This is a genomic window from Nitrospira sp. Nam80, from assembly GCF_965152575.1.
On record NZ_OZ224216.1, the window covers coordinates 4,562,889 to 4,583,668 of the forward strand.

23 protein-coding genes and 1 tRNA gene are annotated in these 20,780 nt (G+C 56.5%); 11 read left to right on the top strand and 13 right to left on the bottom strand.

The genetic code is table 11. The annotated features are described in order from the left end of the window. Nucleotides 1–133: 133 nt before the first annotated feature. A complete protein-coding gene (locus ACWGXE_RS21415; protein WP_447600166.1) occupies nucleotides 134–1,579 on the top strand; it encodes an MFS transporter in 1,446 nt (481 codons plus the stop codon). Between the two features lie 43 nt (nucleotides 1,580–1,622). Here ACWGXE_RS21415 and ACWGXE_RS21420 read toward each other — a convergent pair whose 3' ends face one another. From ACWGXE_RS21420 to ACWGXE_RS21450, 7 genes are all read right to left on the bottom strand, one after another. Beyond that, complete coding sequence (locus ACWGXE_RS21420) at nucleotides 1,623–2,144, bottom strand: DUF4112 domain-containing protein (RefSeq protein WP_447600167.1); 522 nt, start codon at nucleotides 2,142–2,144, stop codon at nucleotides 1,623–1,625. Between the two features lie 127 nt (nucleotides 2,145–2,271). Next, nucleotides 2,272–2,712, bottom strand: coding sequence for a response regulator (locus ACWGXE_RS21425; protein ID WP_447600168.1), 441 nt, complete (start codon nucleotides 2,710–2,712; stop codon nucleotides 2,272–2,274). 297 nt (nucleotides 2,713–3,009) lie between these two features. Further along, complete coding sequence (locus tag ACWGXE_RS21430; protein ID WP_447600169.1) at nucleotides 3,010–3,177, bottom strand: hypothetical protein; 168 nt, start codon at nucleotides 3,175–3,177, stop codon at nucleotides 3,010–3,012. Between the two features lie 191 nt (nucleotides 3,178–3,368). Continuing rightward, the gene (locus tag ACWGXE_RS21435) at nucleotides 3,369–3,950 is read right to left on the bottom strand and encodes a Tll0287-like domain-containing protein (protein ID WP_447600170.1); all 582 of its coding nucleotides are present in this window, start codon (nucleotides 3,948–3,950) and stop codon (nucleotides 3,369–3,371) included. 126 nt (nucleotides 3,951–4,076) lie between these two features. Beyond that, nucleotides 4,077–4,772 (bottom strand): hypothetical protein, encoded by a 696-nt coding sequence (locus ACWGXE_RS21440; protein ID WP_447600171.1) that lies wholly within the window; start codon nucleotides 4,770–4,772, stop codon nucleotides 4,077–4,079. A 176-nt stretch (nucleotides 4,773–4,948) separates the two neighbouring features. Next, nucleotides 4,949–6,169 carry an ABC transporter substrate-binding protein gene (locus tag ACWGXE_RS21445; RefSeq protein ID WP_447600172.1) on the bottom strand — a complete coding sequence of 407 codons (1,221 nt, stop codon included), beginning with the start codon at nucleotides 6,167–6,169 and terminating at the stop codon, nucleotides 4,949–4,951. Between the two features lie 263 nt (nucleotides 6,170–6,432). Continuing rightward, nucleotides 6,433–7,512 (bottom strand): HEAT repeat domain-containing protein, encoded by a 1,080-nt coding sequence (locus tag ACWGXE_RS21450; RefSeq protein ID WP_447600173.1) that lies wholly within the window; start codon nucleotides 7,510–7,512, stop codon nucleotides 6,433–6,435. Nucleotides 7,513–7,892: 380 nt separating this feature from the next. Between ACWGXE_RS21450 and ACWGXE_RS21455 the strand changes: the two genes are divergently transcribed. From ACWGXE_RS21455 to ACWGXE_RS21480, 6 genes are all read left to right on the top strand, one after another. Continuing rightward, a tRNA-Leu gene (locus ACWGXE_RS21455) sits at nucleotides 7,893–7,975 on the top strand. A gap of 57 nt (nucleotides 7,976–8,032) precedes the next feature. Beyond that, the gene (tig, locus tag ACWGXE_RS21460) at nucleotides 8,033–9,355 is read left to right on the top strand and encodes a trigger factor (protein WP_447600174.1); all 1,323 of its coding nucleotides are present in this window, start codon (nucleotides 8,033–8,035) and stop codon (nucleotides 9,353–9,355) included. A gap of 113 nt (nucleotides 9,356–9,468) precedes the next feature. Continuing rightward, complete coding sequence (clpP, locus tag ACWGXE_RS21465) at nucleotides 9,469–10,104, top strand: ATP-dependent Clp endopeptidase proteolytic subunit ClpP (protein WP_447600175.1); 636 nt, start codon at nucleotides 9,469–9,471, stop codon at nucleotides 10,102–10,104. Nucleotides 10,105–10,118: 14 nt separating this feature from the next. Continuing rightward, nucleotides 10,119–11,375: an ATP-dependent Clp protease ATP-binding subunit ClpX gene (gene clpX / locus ACWGXE_RS21470; protein WP_447600176.1), complete on the top strand. Its 1,257-nt coding sequence runs from the start codon at nucleotides 10,119–10,121 to the stop codon at nucleotides 11,373–11,375. A gap of 203 nt (nucleotides 11,376–11,578) precedes the next feature. Further along, nucleotides 11,579–12,097 carry a PilZ domain-containing protein gene (locus ACWGXE_RS21475; RefSeq protein ID WP_447600177.1) on the top strand — a complete coding sequence of 173 codons (519 nt, stop codon included), beginning with the start codon at nucleotides 11,579–11,581 and terminating at the stop codon, nucleotides 12,095–12,097. A gap of 51 nt (nucleotides 12,098–12,148) precedes the next feature. Continuing rightward, a complete protein-coding gene (locus ACWGXE_RS21480) occupies nucleotides 12,149–12,667 on the top strand; it encodes a PilZ domain-containing protein (protein ID WP_447600178.1) in 519 nt (172 codons plus the stop codon). Here the strand turns inward: ACWGXE_RS21480 and ACWGXE_RS21485 are convergent. The 3 genes from ACWGXE_RS21485 to ACWGXE_RS21495 all read right to left on the bottom strand — a co-directional run bounded on the left by ACWGXE_RS21485 (nucleotide 12,642) and on the right by ACWGXE_RS21495 (nucleotide 15,630). Next, nucleotides 12,642–13,418, bottom strand: coding sequence for a HEAT repeat domain-containing protein (locus ACWGXE_RS21485; protein WP_447600179.1), 777 nt, complete (start codon nucleotides 13,416–13,418; stop codon nucleotides 12,642–12,644). The two genes, ACWGXE_RS21480 and ACWGXE_RS21485, sit on opposite strands and share 26 nt — an antisense overlap. A gap of 26 nt (nucleotides 13,419–13,444) precedes the next feature. After that, nucleotides 13,445–14,278 carry a twin-arginine translocase TatA/TatE family subunit gene (gene tatA / locus ACWGXE_RS21490; RefSeq protein ID WP_447600180.1) on the bottom strand — a complete coding sequence of 278 codons (834 nt, stop codon included), beginning with the start codon at nucleotides 14,276–14,278 and terminating at the stop codon, nucleotides 13,445–13,447. Nucleotides 14,279–14,415: 137 nt separating this feature from the next. Further along, nucleotides 14,416–15,630 (bottom strand): M24 family metallopeptidase, encoded by a 1,215-nt coding sequence (locus tag ACWGXE_RS21495; RefSeq protein WP_447600181.1) that lies wholly within the window; start codon nucleotides 15,628–15,630, stop codon nucleotides 14,416–14,418. Between the two features lie 81 nt (nucleotides 15,631–15,711). Here ACWGXE_RS21495 and ACWGXE_RS21500 point away from each other — a divergent pair, with 81 nt between their 5' ends. From ACWGXE_RS21500 to ACWGXE_RS21515, 4 genes are all read left to right on the top strand, one after another. Continuing rightward, on the top strand, nucleotides 15,712–16,176 hold the full coding sequence (locus tag ACWGXE_RS21500; protein ID WP_447600182.1) for a hypothetical protein: 465 nt from the start codon (nucleotides 15,712–15,714) through the stop codon (nucleotides 16,174–16,176). Between the two features lie 138 nt (nucleotides 16,177–16,314). Next, complete coding sequence (locus ACWGXE_RS21505; protein ID WP_447600183.1) at nucleotides 16,315–16,782, top strand: hypothetical protein; 468 nt, start codon at nucleotides 16,315–16,317, stop codon at nucleotides 16,780–16,782. A 1-nt stretch (nucleotide 16,783) separates the two neighbouring features. Further along, nucleotides 16,784–17,521, top strand: a complete 738-nt coding sequence (locus tag ACWGXE_RS21510; protein WP_447600184.1) for a gamma-glutamyl-gamma-aminobutyrate hydrolase family protein — start codon at nucleotides 16,784–16,786, stop codon at nucleotides 17,519–17,521. Nucleotides 17,522–17,615: 94 nt separating this feature from the next. Beyond that, entirely contained in the window at nucleotides 17,616–19,043 is a 1,428-nt protein-coding gene (locus tag ACWGXE_RS21515) for an amino acid permease (protein ID WP_447600185.1), read from the top strand. A 54-nt stretch (nucleotides 19,044–19,097) separates the two neighbouring features. Here ACWGXE_RS21515 and ACWGXE_RS21520 read toward each other — a convergent pair whose 3' ends face one another. The 3 genes from ACWGXE_RS21520 to ACWGXE_RS21530 all read right to left on the bottom strand — a co-directional run bounded on the left by ACWGXE_RS21520 (nucleotide 19,098) and on the right by ACWGXE_RS21530 (nucleotide 20,756). Then, nucleotides 19,098–19,742 (bottom strand): hypothetical protein, encoded by a 645-nt coding sequence (locus ACWGXE_RS21520; protein ID WP_447600186.1) that lies wholly within the window; start codon nucleotides 19,740–19,742, stop codon nucleotides 19,098–19,100. Nucleotides 19,743–19,859: 117 nt separating this feature from the next. Beyond that, on the bottom strand, nucleotides 19,860–20,348 hold the full coding sequence (locus tag ACWGXE_RS21525; protein ID WP_447600187.1) for a phosphate-starvation-inducible PsiE family protein: 489 nt from the start codon (nucleotides 20,346–20,348) through the stop codon (nucleotides 19,860–19,862). 21 nt (nucleotides 20,349–20,369) lie between these two features. Then, nucleotides 20,370–20,756, bottom strand: coding sequence for a hypothetical protein (locus tag ACWGXE_RS21530; RefSeq protein WP_447600188.1), 387 nt, complete (start codon nucleotides 20,754–20,756; stop codon nucleotides 20,370–20,372). Nucleotides 20,757–20,780 lie beyond the last annotated feature (24 nt).

Below are 20,780 nucleotides of genomic sequence, written 5' to 3' on the forward strand. Positions count from 1 at the left end.
GTCACGGACCGAAATGCCCGTGTCTGTGGTCAAACACCACACGAACCATTTGTAGCCATAGCGAACGTATCAGAAGCGCGAGTTTGGACTTCTCCGCTTGATTAACCCCCCGATATTCCCCTAGTCTCCGATCATGGAGGCTGCTGCCACGCCGGCTCACGAGACTATCCGTACCGATATCCCGCAACGCCTCGATCGCCTCCCCTGGTCGCGCTGGCACTGGCTGGTCGTCACCGCCCTCGGTGTGACATGGCTGCTCGACGGATTGGAAGTGACCATTGTCGGGGCGTTGGGCGCCGTGCTCACCCATCCGAACACACTTCATTTGACGGAAACCGAGGTCGGGCTTACGGCATCCGCCTACTTGGCGGGATCTGTGTCCGGCGCGCTCCTCTTTTCCTACCTAACCGATCGCCAAGGCCGCAAGAAGTGGTTCACGCGCACATTGATGCTCTATCTGGCCGCAACGGTCCTGACAGCTTTTTCCTGGAATCTGTGGACCTTCATGCTCTGTCGGTTCTTTGCCGGCGCAGGAATCGGTGGCGAATATTCTGCGATCAACTCGGCTATCGATGAACTGATTCCCGCCAGAGCCAGAGGTCACACCGATCTCGCAATCAACGGCAGCTGGTGGCTCGGGACGGTAGTAGGAGCCTTGCTTACCATCCCATTGCTCGATCCATCGCTCATTGCCGAACAGTTGGGATGGCGGCTTTGTTTTGGATTCGGCGCAGTGCTGGGTCTGGGCATGATCATCGTGAGGCGGTACTTGCCGGAAAGTCCTCGGTGGCTGATGACTCACGGGCGGGTGGACGAAGCAGAGCGCATTGTCCGTGGCATCGAGAAGGAGATCATGGAAGAAACTTCGGCTGATCGGCTGCCCGATCCTCAAGGAACGATTGTCATCAGACCAAATCCGCACGTGACAGTCTTGACGGTCGCGCAGGAACTCTTCAGATCGTACCCCAGCCGGACCGTTCTCGGGGTCTCGCTCATGGTCACTCAGTCATTTCTTTATAACGCCGTGTTCTTTACCTATGCGCTGGTGCTCAGCAAATTCCATCATGTACCTCCACAGTCCGTAGGCTGGTATTTGCTGCCTTTCGCGGTGTTCAACTTCCTAGGCCCGCTGCTCCTTGGACGCCTGTTTGATACCGTGGGCCGGCGTGTGATGTTGACAGTGACCTACGGCACTGCCGGCCTCCTACTGGGTTTCACGGGCTATTTGTTCGCGCAAGATTACTTAACGGCTGCTACCCAGACCATGGCCTGGTCGGTCACGTTCTTTTTTGCTTCAGCCGGCGCTAGCGCCGCCTATTTGACCGTCAGCGAAATTTTTCCCCTCGAAATCCGCGCCATGGCGATCGCCTTCTTCTTCATTGTCGGGCAGGGAGCGGGGGTGCTGTCTCCCTGGTTTTTCGGTCATTTAATCGAATCATCCGCGTCGAGTGTCTTTGTCGGCTATCTCGTGGGGGCCGCTCTCATGGTGTTAGGCGCCCTCATTGCATTCGTCTACGGCGTCGATGCAGAACGGCGGTCGCTGGAGGAGATTGCGAAACCCCTCTCTGCGGAGAATTGAATCCATCATGTGACAGCGCGGCGGCGCGTACTAATTACCCGGGTTATCTGACTGAGCGGCTGGAATAGGGAGGCGGAAATAAGAAGGAGATAACCGACAAATCATGCTGCCAGAGCCATAGGCCGATAAAAGCGATTACGCTGATGATGGGAACCATGATCACGAGCGGAATGAGAATATCACTCATGCATACCGGGGTGGGCAACCGAGGACAGGCACCCTCCTCGCCCTGCTTCACCTCCCGTAACAGTGCGGCGACATTCTTCGCATGGCACTTGAACATGAAAGAAAAGGCGTCTCCAAATATCGGCACGCTGCCCGCCAACCCGTTGACGAAGAGGTTGAACGCCATGGTTGCTAATGTACGTCGGGGGACCCCGAGCCGTTGAGCCGTTAGCAGAATAAGACCGCCTGCCGCTGTTACAATCACGTCCCCGACGAGAGGAATGATTCCGATCAAGGGATCCAGACCGAACCGAATGCGGGTGCCGGGTATATGCACCACGTCGTCCAGGAGGTGCGCCAGCCGTTCGACATCCTGTTCTTTGCCGCGAACCGACTCCATCCTTTTATTTTACCTTCCGAGGATGCCCGTCAACCATCGGAAGGGTATAAGAGAAAAGAAGGAACCAAGCCGACAACAATTTGGCTTGGAGTCTTGGAGTGATGAAGATTGGTCTTGGTGCCGAAGCTCAGGGATAAAAATTGATTGTTCGCCTCTCCATTGCATTTGCGACAGACGTAAGGATTTTCTCACGATCGGCCGGTTTCGCGAGGTGCTCGATCACTCCTTGTTGTATCAACGAGGCGGCCAACTGCGGCTCGTGGTAGCCGGTCAGAACAATCACCGGCACAGAAGGATACTGGGCTCGGAAGTATGCAATCGCCTCCGTTCCGTTGATTTTCGGCATCCGAATGTCGCAAATAATGACATCGACCATCAATGGATTATCACCGCTGTTGAGCACCTCCACGGCCCGGCCGCCATCGTCTGCTTCCTCTACGTCGTACCCCGCGTTCGTCAGCATCGTTCGGAGGACCTGCCTCACACAATCCTCGTCATCGACGATCAATACCCGTCCTAGACAGACCCGTTCATTCGTATCGCTTTGTGACCGCCACCACCTTCCCATGGCTCCTCCTTGGATCCGGTTGTGAACTCCACTACTTTCCCAGGGATGCAAAGATGGAACCATGGCAAAACGGGTAGTGATTACTGAGGGAATCCTTGTGGCTTGGGGCGGGTTCTGCTACAGGCCCTCAAGACCAAATGATTTCATTTGGTGGAATGGCACCATGATCGGTTCAAAACCACCGGCAAGATCCCGATGCAATAAGAACGGCACGTCTCAAATGCAATCACACTCACACTTCTCGCAAAGAGAATTTTTTTACAGCGCGTAACTATTCGCCTGAGGCCTCGCGCTGCCTCAGGCTCCTAATCGCTTTTCCCGCGCGGCCGCGGCCAAGACAATCTCTCCGGGCACATCGACTTGCGACTTGGCCTGTCCGCTTACCTCAAACACGGTCAAATCGATCTCATAGACGGCTTCGTGGCTGTTCGGATCCAAATACGGCGGGGTTGTCGTCAGTCGCATGATCTTGCCGGCCTGGGAAGACCGTCATGATCTCTTTGGCGGAATGGACTCTATGCAGCACGCTTCGGCCTTCTCGCAAGGAACCTGTCAAGGCGGTCGAATTGCTTCCGCCCTTTGTATGTGATTTGAGCCATCCGCGCTCATGAAGAGATCCCGGAGCATTGGGGACTTGAGATTCGGAGGTGACGCGATCACTGACCCAGCGGAACCTCGATCACCAGTCCGCCCATCACGTCATTTATCCGAAAATCCTTCTTCGGGCTGCCCTGGTGAGCATTATGACAGTCGATACAAGCTTGCGTGACTGCACGGTCCGCATAGATCGCTTGAAAGTATGGTTGGTCCCCGATCGTCACCGTTTTGGTAAAGGCTCGTTCGGGATTCCGCCGGACCATTTCCAACCCGGTTTTCTCCCCTTCGTTTGCCGGAGCGTTGTCGGGATTGACAGGCCATAGGCTGATCAGTCGATAGCGAACCTTTGTCCCCGTCATCCTTGCAAGGTCGCTGGCTTCATGAAGAAATTGCGCGGGTAGCGGTAAGGAGTTTTTATCTGCCCGCCATGTTTCCGCCGCCTTCGTTCCTCCCTGTTTCTGGAGTCGCTCGACCACATGGACGGTATAAAAGGTCCGATCGGATTCGATCACCGCATGAATGAAGTCTGCTACCGTCTCGGGAGGAATGCCGGACGCTTCCGCATGGGCGTCGCCAGGTCCAAGAAAGAGCGCATAGTACATCCCGCAAAGCATCACCGCGGTCCCGACCGTCCGCCTCATAGTACCCCCTCTGTTGTGAGTGACATGTCCTCATTATGGTCGCTCTGCGAAATCAGGTCAAAGCCGGATTATCCCGGTTATGCCGCCTATTCTGGAAAAGCGGAGGAACGGTTGGTCTGGGATTGACTATGGCTCTTGGTGATCGTCCGCCTGGACCAATGGGTCGGATATTCGGGTCTTGGGAAGATTGGCATCCGAAAGGATTTCGTCACGGATCTGCGCCAAGGCCTCGCTGAACGCACGATTGAGTCGTCCGCCCGGACGCAATTCGTCATTCGGGGTGAAATCCTCATCGAATTTCACCCGTCCGGTATAGGTTCCCACGACTTGGCCTGTCGGTTTTAGCAACATCATGGTCAGGTGGACTTCCCCGTCGCTCATATAGGTATTCAACCTGAACAGGCCGGCCAATTTGTCCGAGTAATACGGGACATAGGTCCATAGCTTCCGGCGGTCGTGTTCATAAAAGCGATCGATGCGGCCGGTCAGCACGAGATCAGGATGAGGATCGTAGAGACTGATGCGGCGAAAGACCCCATTCGATGAGAATTCATTGAGGATCTCGGCCGTAATGGCCTTGTCCATTTTCGACGGAGGCTTGTTCACATAGTCTTCAGCCACCACCCCATATGGCGAGTGTCCGGAGCGCAAGCTTTCCGCAGCCTGGAGCGGATGGAGCTCAACAACGGCATCGATGGACCGGGTGAAGCTCGAAGGAGGGAGAGTGAGCTGGGGCTCATATTTGGTGGAACAACCCCACACCAACGTCATGGCCAACAAGGTGGGGACTAGTGCGCGATATGAGTAGATTAGAGCCCTCATGGAGCTTCATCGTTTCACTCTTCTCACGGGTGAACAACTAGGAAGATCCCGCGCTGTCATTGTTGTCAAAGGCGCCGATCAGGTCGGGCAGAGCCGCCGGTCATGAGACAATCGGAGGGATCGGCCTTGTGCAAATGGACTTACGGCTGGGATGAAAGCTGTCCTCCGGAAAAGGATCAGCCCAACCGGCCGGACCGGCAGTCACCGGCTTCCTTCGCGACGTCATCACCGCTCACCGTCGCGAGAATCTTATAGTGACCGAGTCCTAGTTCTTTGCCGTAGGCTTCCCCGACCAAGATGTCTTGCACGTGCTGATGATCGTCCGCTCTGAAGTAGGACTTTCCTTGCTTCAGTCCGTCAAATGCATGCCCTTCCAGAGCCTTGACTAAGGAGGCCGTCTCCGTCGTCCCCACCCGTTGAATGGCTTCAAGGACCTGCGTCATGGCCGCATATCCGAGATAACAGCGCGAAGTCGGCGTATGGTGATACTTGTCGACCACCGCCTGAATGAACCGTTTCGAACTCTCGGTCTTTACCTTCGGATCCCATACGAGCCCCCAGATGCCCGCGTTGCTCGCATATCCGAGCGGACGCCCTATCTGTTCGCCCCCGATCATCCCCCCGATTCCGATTTTTTCCTTGGCCAGATCCAGTTTGGCATAGGCTTTCAGTGCATTCACAAGATCCCACCCATAGAGATTCAGGATCACGGCATTCGGCTTGGCCCGACGAACTTGCGCCATGACATCGGAGAAATCCGTTGCTCCAAATGTCGTCGTGGACGAACCGACCACTTCACCGCCTTGTTCCGTGAGAGTTTCGGTCATGGCCTGCAATGCGGATCGCCCGTCCACGGTATCCGCGGTGACCATATACCATTGTTTGCCGTAGGCCTTTACGATGGCAGGCGCCACCGCCCGAGCCAACATTCGAGCATTCGGCATGAAGACGAATGTGCGCGAATCGCAGCGCGTCCCCGTGAGGTCCATGATGTGTGCGCCGGTCACCATGAAGAGTCTGTCGTGTTGCTTCGCAACTTCAGATACGGCCAGTGCCACGTCACCGTTGAACGTTCCCATGAGAACATCGACATGCTCCTGGTCAATCAATTTCTTGGCCGCCTTCACCGCCGTCTCGACATCCGAGGCATCATCGGCCTCAAAGAGCATGATCGGCCGTCCCAACACGCCTCCCTGCTTGTTGAACCAGTCGACCGCCACAGTGGCGCCATGCACATCATGGATCGAGGAGGTTTTATATGGGCTGCTCAAGGGATCGAGAATACCGATTTTGATCGGCTCGGCGGCCAATGCGTATCCGGAAAGATTGGATCCTATGGTACGAAATAGCCAATTGGAAGTGATCAGTCCTGCCCCTGCCGTCAGCGACCATTGCAAAAATCTTCTCCTGGATAGTCCCGCCATATTCGTACCCTCCGTTCGTTCAAAATCGAAAAAAAATGGGTGGATGACTCGCCTGAAACGATCCACCACCCGATATGATGGTTCGTTCTGTTGGGACCACGCCGAACGCATCCCCATACGATCAGGGCATACGGCTTGCTATGTGACAGATTGATACAGGAAATTAAGATGACAGATAAAAATTGTCAATGAGGCGGGATGCGGAATGGTCGATTCAGATCGATCAAGCAATCTATTTAACTATATTGGTCTTCCGTATACACCTGCTTTATTGACCAGAAGACAGCTTCCTTTAACTTCTTGATCTGTGGATCAGGCGGATCCTTGCGTATCTTTTGCAGCTTCTTGTCCAGATCGAACAACGGTTGGACCGACCGTCGATCCGGTACCCGTCCCAGTGCCCAGGCGACTTCTGTCTGGACGACGATGTCGACGCCTGGGGCGTCCAACATTTCCAAGAGCGGCGGCACGACGGAGGAGTCATTGTGAGTATTGCCGAGATCTCCCAATCCCTTGGCCGCAGCCGCTTGCAGCTGCGGCTGTTTGGAGTGCTTCAATATATCGACCAGAATGGGGATTCCTTCCTTTCCCATATTGCCCAAGGCGACTGCCGCTTGCTTCGATAAATCCTTGTCCTTGAGAGCTTCCCGCAACCGAGGCAAGGCTTCATCTGCTTCCATCTCCCCTAGAACAGAAATGATGCGCAGCTTTCTAATCTGCGGCGTGTCGGAGGCATCCAATAACTTCAGGAGTCGGTCCGGCTGTCCCCATTCCGCCGTGATCCATACAGGGAAATCGTATTGTTCCAGCTTCTCCCTTAACTTGGCCATCACAAAGTCGCCGACATCTCCGGCCTGTGCTTTGATGGCGGCATCGGCGGGGTCTTCAAAATCGGTGCGCACTTCCTTCTGCCATTTGATCTTGAGGCCTCCCAACACATATGTCAGCTGGCACGCCGGCCCTTTCCATAAACGCGACGGGGCATCCGGCAGATCGGCATCACCTCCCGCCGAGGTCGTCCCTTCCCAGGTCTTTCGCTGTTCGCACTTCACTTTAAAGATAACGTCGCCTGCTTTGGAGCCGTCTCGCGCAACGGCATAGCCCAGTTCGGCCATCCGGCGGGCTACCACATCCGCAATGGCGGTGGAATCAACGGCCCCCTTATCGGTCAATGCGATGACATCCAGCCCTACAGTCTGGATTTTGGCTAATTGCGCTTTCTGTTCCGGAGTAAAATAGTCCCGATATGCCAGCCCGGTACTATATGACGCCGCTATCAATAGAAGCGTTCCGATTATGCCCAATGCTTGCCTCATCTCACTCCTCCTTTGGAGAACGGATCCGAGTTAAGCACCAAGAGGATTTGTTTACGCCGGCCGCAGTCCGCGCCGGAACAATGCGCTTGACGATCGATTAAACCGCAACTTTGCGAGGCAATCCGTCTAGGAGGCAACACAGGAAGCTTCACGGATTATACTCTCGGTATTGGCTCCATTCCACCACATTACAATCCATACCGCCCTGCCTTCGCGGCTCCTTCTTCGCAGGGGTCTTACAAGGACAGCCCCGCGCCTATCGTCCTGCGTGAGTATGGGTTGACACTTCCTCCTATTCAACGGTACAAGATGCCATAATCACAAGGTCTCCCCGCACGCATGTGCCGGTCCTCCTAGGAGAAAAGGGACTCCCGCAACGTGCGAGAGTGGCGGAACTGGCAGACGCGCGAGACTTAGGATCTCGTGGGCAACCGTGGGGGTTCAAGTCCCCCCTCTCGCACCATTCTCCCAGACCTACATTAACGCCATAGTGGATATCACCGGAGGTATTGAGTCCGATATGCGAATGGAAGTAACCGAACTCGGCCCTATGAAACGCGCGTTGAAGATCGAAGTTCCCGTCGAGGAGGTGAAGCAGCGCTTCGTTCAGGCCTATACGGAACTGAACAAACAAGTCCGCATTCCTGGCTTTCGACCCGGCAAGGCGCCTGTCCAACTTCTGGAGAAGCGCTACGCAAAAGCCGTCGAGGAAGACGTCATTCGTTCGCTCGTTCCCGATTATTACGATAAGGCAATTCGACAAGCGGGCATCGTCCCGGTCGTTGTCGAGATTCCGCCCTTGGAACGGGTTAAAATCAGCAGGGATGCGGCGTTTAGTTTTACGGCCACGGTTGAAATCAAGCCGACCATTGAACTGCGGGATTACAAAGCACCGAATCCGATCTCTCTCAAGCCGGATACACGAACCGTTACGGATGAACAAATTGATAAGGCTCTAGAGGTCCTTCGCGAGCGCATGGCCCAGTTGCACCCGGCGCCTGCCGGAGCGGCGCTGGCGGAAGGAGATTTCGCCGTTTTGGATATAGAAGGCCGGCTTGACGGCCAGGTGCTCGAGGGAACAACCAAGGAAGGCCATCTCCACAAAGTCGGGTCGAAGGCTTCGATCCTTGGGATCGAAGTGGACAGCCACATTACTGGAAAACGCGAAGGAGAGGTCATAGACATTCCACAACAGTATCCATCCACTCATCCCGATCAGCGCGTCGCCGGCAAAACGGTGACGTTCCGCTGTACGATTCGCGCGATCAAGCAAAAACAATTGGCCCGACTCGATGACGAATTTGCCAAGGATTGCGGTCCATACAGCACGATTCAGGAACTCAAGGATCATCTCAAGGGAGAAATGGAACGGGCCCTGAAGAAGGACATCGACGATTCATACAAGAATACCGTCCTCAAGCGACTCACGGAAATGCACCACTTTGATCTTCCGGAGTCGCTGGTTGAGCGAGAACTCACGGCCATGATCCGCCAAACGCTGCAATCCCGCCATCGCAAGCCGGACGACGCTCAAGAGTCCGCCGCTGCGTCCCGGACCGAAGAGATTACGAGACTGAGGGACGAGCACCGGCCGGAAGCGGAGCGCCGCGTGAAAACCAGCCTCATTCTTGAAGCGATCGCAGATAAGGAAGGGTTGACGGTCAGCAACGAAGAATTACACGCGGAGATTGCGCGCCTGGCTTCCGAGGTCAAATTGTCGGTGGAAGAGGTCACCCGCATGATCCAGGCCGGCGGGAAGGAATCGTTGGATGATTTGCGAAGCCGGATTCTTGGCGACAAAACGCTGGACTTCGTCTATCGACATTCGGTCATCCAGGGATAACCAGACATTGACCGACAGAACATAATTGTGCTTTTCCCAAGCCAACCGGTCTCTTGCACGGATATGTTAGAGTGAAGCCGGAGAGCTTACTCTAACGGAAAGGATCATGCTGCATGTTAGTTCCGATCGTTATTGAACAAACCAATCGCGGTGAACGCGCCTATGATATTTATTCGCGCCTGCTGAAAGACCGCATCATTTTTCTGGGCGCCCCCATCGATGATGTGTTCGCGAATCTGATCATCGCCCAACTCCTCTTCCTCGAAGCCGAGGATCCCGAGAAGGATATCAATCTTTATATCAATTCACCGGGCGGCAGCGTCACGGCCGGGCTAGGCATTTACGATACCATGCAGTATGTGAAACCTCCCATCACCACGATTTGCCTGGGACAGGCTGCGAGCATGGGAGCGCTCTTGCTTACGGCTGGATCTAAGGGCAAGCGCTTTGCGCTGCCGAATGCTAGGGTGATGATCCATCAGCCCATGGGGGGCTTTCAGGGCCAGGCCACCGAGATTGATATTCATGCGCGGGAGATCTTGAAGATTCGTGAACGACTCAACGACATTCTCTCGAAACATACAGGCCAGCCTCTTGATAAGATCGCCCTCGATACCGAACGCGATTATTTCATGTCGGGTGAAGAGGCCAAGAAGTATGGATTGATCGACGAGGTCATCACCAGACCGCTGAAAAGCTTCAAGATCCCTGGATCCGAGCCGTCAAAAGAAACCGCCAAGAGCTCGTAAGGACAGGAGGGAGCATGGCCAAGCAGGAGAAGATCGACCGGCATTTGCGTTGTTCATTCTGCGGGAAAAGCCGGGACGAAGTCCGCAAACTAATTGCCGGGCCGACGGTCTACATCTGTGACGAATGCGTCAATCTGTGCAACGATATTATTGCGGAAGATTGGGAAGAAGCCAAGGAGGAGATTTCGTCGAAGCTGAAGAAACCGGCGGACATCAAACACCATCTCGACCAGTATGTCATCGGCCAGGATCGGGCCAAAAAAATTCTCTCCGTTGCGGTCCATAATCACTACAAGCGCATTTCGGCCAAAGAAAAGGATGTGGACGATGTCGAATTGCAAAAGGGCAACATCCTCATGATCGGTCCCACCGGGACAGGCAAGACGTTGCTGGCCCAGACCTTGGCCAAGTATTTGGATGTGCCTTTTACGCTAGCCGACGCCACGACGCTCACCGAGGCAGGTTATGTCGGTGAAGACGTCGAGAATATCATTCTCAAGCTCTTGCAGGCGGCTGATTACGATGTGGAACGGGCCGAACGGGGCATCGTGTATATCGACGAGATCGACAAGATCAGCCGGAAAAGCGACAGCCCTTCGATCACCCGCGATGTGTCCGGCGAAGGGGTGCAACAAGCCCTCCTCAAGTTGATTGAAGGCACCATCGCCAATGTCCCGCCTCAAGGAGGAAGGAAACATCCCCATCAGGAGTTTATCCAGGTGAATACCGGGAATATTCTCTTCATATGCGGCGGAGCGTTCGTCGGATTGGAACAGATTATCGAGCAACGCTTGAACAGAAAATCGATGGGATTCGGAGCTGAGATCCGAGGTCGAAATGACGTCCGGTTAGGCGAGTTGCTGCCTTTTGTCCAGCCGGAAGATCTTCTGAAATATGGTCTCATCCCCGAATTTATCGGGCGGCTTCCCGTCGTCGCGACGTTGGACGAACTCGACGAAAAGGCCCTGATCCGAATTCTGACCGAGCCTAGAAATGCCCTTACCAAACAATACGAGAAGCTTCTTTCTTTCGAAAAGGTCAAACTTAAATTTACGGAAGGTGCCCTGGGAGCGGTGGCCCGCAAAGCCTATACTCAAAAAACAGGCGCTCGCGGTCTCCGAGCCATTCTCGAAGAAGTGATGCTTGACCTCATGTACGACGCGCCATCGCAAAAGCAGATCAAAGAGGTCGTGATCACTGAAGACGTTATTATCGGAAAGCATCCGCCGATTCGGATCTTCGAGCAGGACAAGGAGATCAAAAGCGCTTAGACAATGTGCTGGACGCATCTTAGGATGCGTTCCATCCACCGCCCCTGGCAGGTATGCCGCCCTTCAGCCATGAGCGCCCCCGGCCCGTTCGGCTTGCCGGTACGAGGCCTCTCGCTCCAATTGCGATCAATTGATCGACATTTTGGTGCTCTGCGCTATACTCCCTACAGAGAGCGGGCGAATCTTTGCCAAGGAAGAGCGACGTGAAAATCCCCGTAGTTTCCAGCAATCGCCATAAGGGCAAAGCGCTTGACCTGGATAGCGCTCGAGAAGTCATTACACTGATCGGCATCAACGGGGAGACTCTCGGGACCGTCGCATGGGATTTCATTATCGATCATATTCTTGCTTACCGTAAACCCACCCACTTCGAAGACGGCCGGACCGATCCTCGCATCTCGTTATCCGTGCGGGTCAAATACAATACTCCGCAGGGACAGCAAGTCGAGAGCCGGGCAGGCGGCATAGGAGGCGGCGGTCTGTTTATCGAAAGCGAGGCTCCGCCCCCGGTCGGGACAAAGCTCGTCATAGAATTCTGCCTTCCCGATTCCGAGAATGAATGGTTGTCGGCCAAAGGCGTCGTCGCCTGGGTTTGCCCAAAGGCCGATCAGTATACATTCAGCCCCGGCATGGGGGTACGTTTTACGGACATTGCCGCGGAGACCAGGATTCGCGTGGTGAATCTCGTTCATTCAGTCAAGAGCGCCAACCAGAATCCATAGCCGGGGCCGTCTGCCTACCAGCCTTGCACCTTTCTTGAGGAGACGCCATAGATGAAATTCCCTGTTACCATGACCCAGGAGCACCTGGGGAAAGTGCTTGAGCTTGATTGCGATCAAGAAACAGTCACCTTGCTCAGTGAAGGGGGACACCGCCTCGGTACCCTTGGGTGGGGACTCCTGATTGAGCGGATCTTATCGGTCGATGAAGATACCCGATTCGCGCATAGCCGCGCCCATCCACGCGCACCACTTGCGATCAAGGTTCGTTGCACGACTTCGGAGGGCCAGCAATTCGACAGTCTCACCGGAGGTGTGGGAGGAGGAGGGCTTTTCATCGAAAGCAGCGCCCCATTGTCCCCGGGAACAGAACTGACCGTCGAATTTTCATTGCCGGACCGTCCGGCCGACAAATATAAAACGAAAGCCAAAGTCGCGTGGACGCGAGCAAAACCGGAACGGTACTTATTGTTTCCGGGTATGGGAGTGCAATTTACGGAAATAGAAGACGAGGCCCAGCAGCGACTGATTGACCTTGTGGACGCTCTCAACCGGAGTCGAGCGGTCGCCTGAGCTGCTCGCTCGCCCACTTGGCCCACCGACGGACCGTGGCATCGTGATCGGTCGCTGCGACATGACCCAACTCCTTGGCCAGTTTTTGATGCCCGATCTTTCCCAGCCGGTATGCCGCCTCTACCCGGACCCTGGAATCCGCATCAACAGCAAGCCGTTCCCTCAGTAAAGGGACCGCTCGTTCCCCCCACCATTCGCCCAGAGCGGCCACTGCTCCTTGGCGGACTTCCGCATCAGGATCACGGAGAGCAAGGGAGAGCTGAGGAAAGGCCTGGTCCGCTTCAACGTGCACCAACGCTTGAATAGCGGCCTTACGCTTCTGTTTGTCCGGATACTTCAGTAGCTGGACGAGACGATCGCCCGAAGCCTTGCCCCCATTCAGCTCACCGAGGCTACGGGCAGCCGCTGCTCTGACCGGTTCGGCCGTATCGCCTAATGCCTGGACGAGCGCCTGGACTCCGTCCGCTTGAACATCCAACCGCCCCAATGCAATGACACCGGCTTCACGTACACGAGGATCAGGATCCCCTAAGGTTTGGATAATTCTATCGATCTGTGACGGACTACCAATCTTTCCCAAGGCTTCGGCGGCGGTACGCCGGATTTCGGGGTTCCGATCGCCCAGGAGGTCTGCAAGCCATATGGACACCGCATCGGGGCCGGCGGGAGGTGTGTCGAGATAACAGCCGGAAAGAGTCAGAAAAAGAAAGAAGCCATATCCAAGTGGGGATTGCGAAGCCTGATTGAGCAAATATGCCTCACGAGGCGAAAACAGTATCAGGCCGGCTTGCCGGGGGGCTGCTCTTCAGTGACCGACGCTTGCTTGGCTGCTTCAATCGATTGTTCAAGCTCCTTTTGGGCGGCATCGATTTCCGCCTGAATGGTTCGCATCTCGGGGTCTACGGAACCTCGCACATCCGCCACGGCTTGACGAAACGTCCGTAGCGCGTCCCCCAATCCTTCGCCGAAATGCTGCATATCTTGTTGCGACACACCGGCTGACGGTGGATGAGCCTTCCCCTTCAGCGCAGCCTGGGCGGCCTGGACTCGAGCCACCGCCTCCTTATTGACCACGGCAGAAGGTCGTTTGGCGACTGGTTTGGCCTGTGCACCCGGCGGAAGAGGAGGATACTGAGCCCGTGCCATAGGTGCCGGCGCCGCCATCCGATCTTCCATGGTCGGGGGGGACTGGTGAGGGGCAGCAGCCGCCGAACCCGATTGGGCATTCTGGCCATTCTGAGTCCCGGCAACGGCCGGTTTCGGTGGCTGGCCCTGAGCCGATCCTTGTGGCCCGAGATTCGCCAACATCGCCGCAGTGGTACCAGGCGTCAGTTCTGGTCCCGGAGTATAGGGGGAGGTCGGCTTCAAGGTGCTGGCTTCAGTCGGCGGCGTTGCAGCCGGTTGGTTGGATGGCGGGGGAGCCTGGCCACTTGCCGGTTCCGCGGCCACCGTCGCTGCCTCGGCGGGAGGGATGTCGTGGACTTCCTTTTTGAACCCCTTGAGCGCCTTTCCGACTCCCTCCCCGATCTGAGGAAGCTTGCCCGCCCCAAAAATAATCAGCACGATCACGAGGATGATGATCAATTCTGAAAATCCCATTGTGCCGAACATGGCCGTGATCCTTTCCTCTGGAATTCTAGATTTGACACCGCCTCACGCGGGCGAGAGTGCCATCGTCCACGATATATGCCGCGGCTTGGACGTGTCAAGAAACCGGGACTGGCGGCGAGGCGCCCCGCCTTAATTTATCATGCGCGGACCGGAATCGGGACGATCTGAGTCTGCACCGGTTGCCCATACACGACCACTTCATTCTCAGACACATAGACGTCAAGTTCGCTGCGGATGCCGAATTCGCCGGGCAAGTAAATGCCGGGCTCGATCGAGAAGCAGGTGCAGGGAATCAATCGACGGCCATCCTGGGTTTCAAGGTTGTCGATATTCGCCCCGTTCCCATGAACCTCGACGCCGATCGAATGTCCCGTCCGGTGGATGAATCGATCCGCATAGCCGGCCTCTTGGATCACCCGTCGGCACGCATCGTCCACTTCCCATCCGCACGGGAAAATTCCTGCACCGACTCGTTGCCGCACAAAGCTCAACGCCGCATCCCGGGCATTCCTGACTATCTGAAAGAGGCGCTCGTGCCGCTCAGGCACGGAAGATCCCACGTAACCGGTCCAGGTAATGTCGGCGTACACGGCGCCGGCATCCGGCTGTTTGGCCCACAGATCAATCAGCACCAAGTCGCCCTTTCTGATGGGCTGACTCGTTTCCGGTGAGGGTGAGTAATGGGGATCGGCGCTATGCTGGTTGACCGCCGCGATAGGGGCACTTGATGTGACCAGTCCGTACTGCCGGAAACGGGACATGATGAACTGTTGCAATTCGTATTCTCCAAAGGGCTCTATTCGAGCCACCATGGCTCCGACCTGGTGAAATGCTTCATCGACGATCCTGCGAAGTGCCTCGGCTGCGACACGATGGGATCCCAATTGCCGGGCGTCCCATACCGCCTCGAACCGCTGCACCAGATCGGCCGATGTGACGACCTCGATATTGAAGCTCCTCACGAGTTCAACCGTGCCGGCGTCCACGCGAGATACGTAAGGAATTGCGTTATACGGGGAATACTCCATGGCAATTCGCCTGGCCGGCCGAAGGATCGATTGCAATGCCGACTGTCGATCACGCCACGAGACGTACCGTCGCTCCTCTCCCGGCAATGGACCCAACACATGGGGTTCAATACCGTGGAGGAGTTTCACCGGCATCCCACTGGCCGGAATCCAGTAGTACCAGCGTCTCGTGACATGGAGCCCGGCATCGAGCAACAACACTCCGTACGCGAGGGGGTCGCTGTGCCGGAAATCACAGAAGAGCCATCCATCCAATCCAGGCTCTTCGCGGATCGCTTGCTGAATGGCTTCCACACGGTTGCGGTGTACAGCGGACGAATCCATGGAGGCGCATCATAACGTCGGCTTTTTTTGCGGTCAATCGACCTGTTTCCCGATCAGAACCGATGATAGAATGCACGAGAGATGATGCCGCCGTCTTCACCAGACACCACGCCTTTCCGCATTACTTTTTTCTTCGGCCCCGATGATCTCGGACAGGACGAAGCGTGGCGCTGTGTGTTCAATGTCAAGAAACGCAGTTGGAAGGGCGGGGTGCAGGTTTCGGTTGACATCTCGCAGAGCCAAGTAGAACGGATCCGCCAGGCATTACGTTTCCACTCCTGGCTGGCCGAGACGCTTGAGCGAGTGCCGGACGATGAGCGGCTAGACCTGGCCCAGCGAATCGATGAAGTCTTCATCCAAGTTCTCTGCGGCCGTAAGCTCCATCTGGCATTGGAATCCGGTCTTGCGCAGGAGAGCCAGGAGATTGCGGCGCACGCCATGATCTCTGAATTGGACCGGCTTGCGCGAAGCGAACGAGAACACATCTTCTCATCGCTGCGCGCTGAACTTGATCTTGATGAACCTCAATTCCATTCGACGTCTTAAACCTACCGCACGTCGCCGGAGGGGTTTTTATTCCCCATCAGATTTGCTATAACGCCAAGGTATGCCGAGTGGAGCTTCTGCGCCGCCGGCGATGTCATCAATCGCATTATTTTTTGTCGAGATGAGGAGGAGCATATCGTGAGCGTCATGAATAAGGAACCCGAGCCCGCACGTCAGGGACTCCTGAAGACCCTCGCAATTTTGGTCTTATTGGCCTTTTCTTCCGTCCTTATTGCATCGCCGGTTCTTGCCCAGGATTCGCCCACCTCGTCCTCCCCGGCCGGCGACGCCTCGACCGGGACTCCGTCGGGCGTCGGGATGCAGGCCGCATCGGCTGTCGCGACCATTCTCTACTTTCCGTTCAAGGCCGCGTTCGCCATCGGTGGGGGAGTCGTCGGCGGCCTCGCCTATGCTTTCTCCGGGGGCAGCGAACAGACGGCCAAGAATATTTGGATCCCGAGCATGTACGGCACCTACATTATCACTCCCGAGCATCTGAAGGGAGACAAACCCGTGCGATTCCTCGGCGTGCCGGCTGAACCGGCGCGCGAGACCGACGCCGCTGCTCAGGAACCGGCTCCCTTGCCATTGGAACCGATTCGATAACATGAGACCCGTCATCGGGGTAACACCGGACTTCAATGCCGGTGACCGCGAAGATATGGGCGGACGCGAGCCCACCTACTTCTTGAGAGCTCGATACATACGAGCCATTGAAGAGCTCGGCGGCATTCCTGTGATACTGCCGCTCATCGCCGATCGGCGTGCCAGGCGCGCTTTGCTGGCCGACATCGACGGCCTCTTGCTTACGGGAAGCGGCCCCGATCTGAATCCCTCGCATTATGGTGAGGTTCAACAATATGACTTCAAGATCATGGCGCCGCGGCGCGCGGACTTCGAACTCGATCTCGCGAAATGGGCGGTGAAGTCCCGTATCCCTACTCTGGGCATTTGCGGCGGCATGCAGGCCATGAACGTGGCATGCGGTGGAAGCCTCTTTCAGGATATTCCTTCTCAGACCCAAAACTCATTGCCCCATCGCCAGTCGGAACCGGCCACGCGGCTGTCCCACGCCGTCTCCATCGTCCCGGGCAGCGTGCTCAATCGCATTGTCAAACAGAGAATCCTTCGGGTCAACAGTTCGCACCATCAATCGGTCAAGCAGGCCGCGCCCGGCTTCATCATCAGTGCCCAGGCGCCTGACGGGATCATCGAGGCCATTGAATCGCCCTCCCATCGATTTTTCGTCGGGCTTCAATGGCATCCGGAATTCCTGTTTGACCGCTATCCATCCCACCGCCGGCTCTTTCAAGCATTTCTCCGGGCGGCCGGGCGGGCTTCGTGAGAGCGACCTGCTATACTTGTTTCAATACCCCCTGCCAAGAGGTTCTCATCCTCGCCATGGTTATTCACGCATGATCTCGGCCGAAGGAGCGTGAGTGGACAGTTCGCTATTCCGCACGAAATCCATCGAACGAATCCTCGCCGACTCTGACGCTCCGGAACATCGGCTGAAGAAGACCCTGACGGCCTGGGATCTCACCGGCCTTGGAATCGGGGCCATCATTGGAACGGGCATCTTCGTACTGATCGGCACCGCGATCGTCGGCGATGCGCACCGGCCCGGAGCCGGTCCGGGGATTATTCTCTCGTTCATGCTGTCCGGTCTGACGTGCGCGCTGGCGGCTCTCTGCTATGCCGAATTTGCCGCGATGATTCCTGTGGCAGGAAGCGCCTACACCTATTCCTATGCGACGCTGGGAGAATTGCTTGCGTGGCTGACCGGCTGGAATTTGATCCTGGAGTACGGAGTGGCTTGCGTCGCCGTTGCTATAGGGTGGTCCGGCTACTTCAATAACATCTTGAAACTCTGCGGGATCGAGTTGCCTTATTGGGCGACCCACGCGCCCGGCACAGACGGGGGCGTGGCGAACCTGCCCGCCGCGATTATTGTCCTGCTGGTCACCATTATTCTCGTGATCGGCGTCAAGGAAAGCGCGCGCGCCACCGGTGTGATTGTCCTCATTAAACTGGCGGTTATTGTATTTTTCATCGGGGTCGGCGCCGGGGGGGTGGACAAGGCGAACTGGAGTCCCTTCATGCCGTTCGGCTTCGACGGTGTCGGAGCGGCGGCGGCCATAGTCTTTTTCGCGTATATCGGATTTGACGCCGTCTCGACGACCGCCGAGGAGGCCCGCAATCCTCAGCGTGACCTGCCGATCGGGATCTTCGCGTCATTGTTCATTTGCACGCTGCTCTACATCGCCGTCGCGGCAATTTTGACCGGGCTAATCCCCTATTCAAAAATCGACATCAATGCCCCGGTGGCCGAAGCGCTCAGTGTCGCGGGCTATCGATGGGGGGCTGCGGTCGTCGCAATCGGTGCGGTGGCGGGAATTACGAGCGTCCTGGTCGTGATGATGATCGGCCAGATCCGCGTGTTTTTCGCCATGTCTCGGGATGGTCTGCTAGGCCCTTGGTTATCGACAGTGCATCCGAAGTTTCGGACGCCGCATCATGCGACTTATCTGACGGGCGTCGCCGTGGCCGTGCTTGCCGCCTTCATCCCCATCGGAGATGCGGCGGACATGACCAACATCGGAACGTTGTTTGCGTTCGTTTTGGTCTGCATGGGCGTCATGGTGCTCCGTTACACGAAACCTCTCCAGCCGCGACCATTCCGCATGCCGCTGATGCCCTGGGTTCCGCTGCTCGGCATGTTTGCCTGCTTGGCTCTGATGGCGTTTTTACCGACGCTGACCTGGATTCGCTTCGTCGTGTGGACGATTATCGGCATCGCGGTCTATTTCATGTATGGCATCCGCCACAGCCGCCTCTCCGTTCCGTCGCGTGACATTTCCGCCTGAACAGAGTGCTCAGTAGATCATGTTCATGCCGCGCCCGCTATAGGGAACTAGAGACTAAGACTTGGGATCGCGCTGCGGCGCGGCGGTCTTGAGAGGGGCGGCCGGTGCCGTCGGCTTGGCCGGAGCAGGCGGAATCGATGTATTCTTTCCGGCGGCGAGCGGAGCAGCGTTTGAGGGAGTCGCTTGCGCCGGTGCCTTAGCCGCGCCAGGCGTGGAGGCTCCGGCCGGCGCGGAAGTCGCGGAAGCCGGCTGAGCCGGAACTTTGGTTGGTGGAGCGGCCGGTTGTGTCGAAGCATCAGCCGGAACCTTGGCGGATGGGGGCGGTTGCGATCCGCTTCCGGCGTTGCCGGCTGGAGCAGAAGCCGCGGAGGCAGGCTGTGCCGACGCCCCGGGAGTTGCGGCCGGTTTCGGAGGAGCAGCCGGTTTCGGAGGCGCCGGTTTCTCCGGTTTGATACCACCTTCCCAGGACGGTCCGGAATACATGTCGGCGGACAGGCCCTTACCCTTCCATTTTTCCTCGAAGTCTGCAGCAGCCTTGTTCGGAGTCTCCCCGATGCCTATCACATCATTCCATGGATAGGCTTTGGGGCCGATTCGACAACCTTTATCCGAGCGCAGGAGATAGAGGGCGATAGGGTTTCCTCGGTACGGCCCCAAATAGATATGCACGTAGCCGACATATTCCAGCAAGCTACCCATCCCTCTCTCCAAAAGTAAAAGAAGAGGCATGATGCCACAACCGCTTATGCACAGGCAAGAGAGAGTATCGATACGAAGGCTTCACAAGCGCAACGGAACAATTTCTTACGGTCGGGATCAGGCAGGGGCGACCGGAGTCGGCCCCGGACGTTTGCGAAGGAGGTACACGGCGACGATCAGCACCATAATGACGGCGACATTGAGTCCGATATCCATTAAATAGTGATAGAACTGTTGCGGCGTTACCTCCGGTTGATGAGAGAGCTCGGCGCTCGCGGTCAAGATACGCCTGGTGCAGGCGATGATGCCGACGGCCAGATACGGTTCCAGTTCCAAGACCTCGGTCTGCAAAAAACGAACAACGGTCCGGAACAGTTCGAGCAGGATAATGACGAGAAGCAGATCATTCAATAGCCTGAGGCCGGCCGGAAGCAGCCCGGATTGCCCGCTTTTCAAAATAAATACGTACCAGGCATGAGCAAAAATCAGCATGCCGAGCAGCAACAAGCTGAATCCCGCCGTGATGTAGCCGAGACGGTCCAAACCGTCCATGTACCCGAGCCAGCGTTTCATGGTCGGGCTGCGATGGGTCAACAGATTATCCATGGATTCCCTTGAGTTCTCTTCCTATGCAGTCCCGCCCTTGGCATTCTGACCCGGATCCTGACTGCGCATCCCGCCGTATTTCAATTCGCGTATTGACGATAGGGAAAGCGCGTGGCCGCAGCATCGGATTTCTTTGAAGCCCGCGCCGCCGTCGAAGATCATGACCCGCAAGCCGCACGAATCGGGGTACAGTTTTTTTTCGTCCAGAATGAGGGCGGGACCCAACGCGCCCCGCTTGCGGCCGAGGGAAGCAGCCACTTCGGTCACCGTATCGGCTTCAGTGAGTTCGTGATCGCAACACACGATCTTTTCAAATCCCTCACCGCCGCCCATGATCTTCACCACCAACCCGCACGAGTCCGGATGGCGTTTGCGTTCGTCGATGATATCGCCTTTCTTGACAGCCATTTCAGCCTGCCTCCTTGCCGAAAA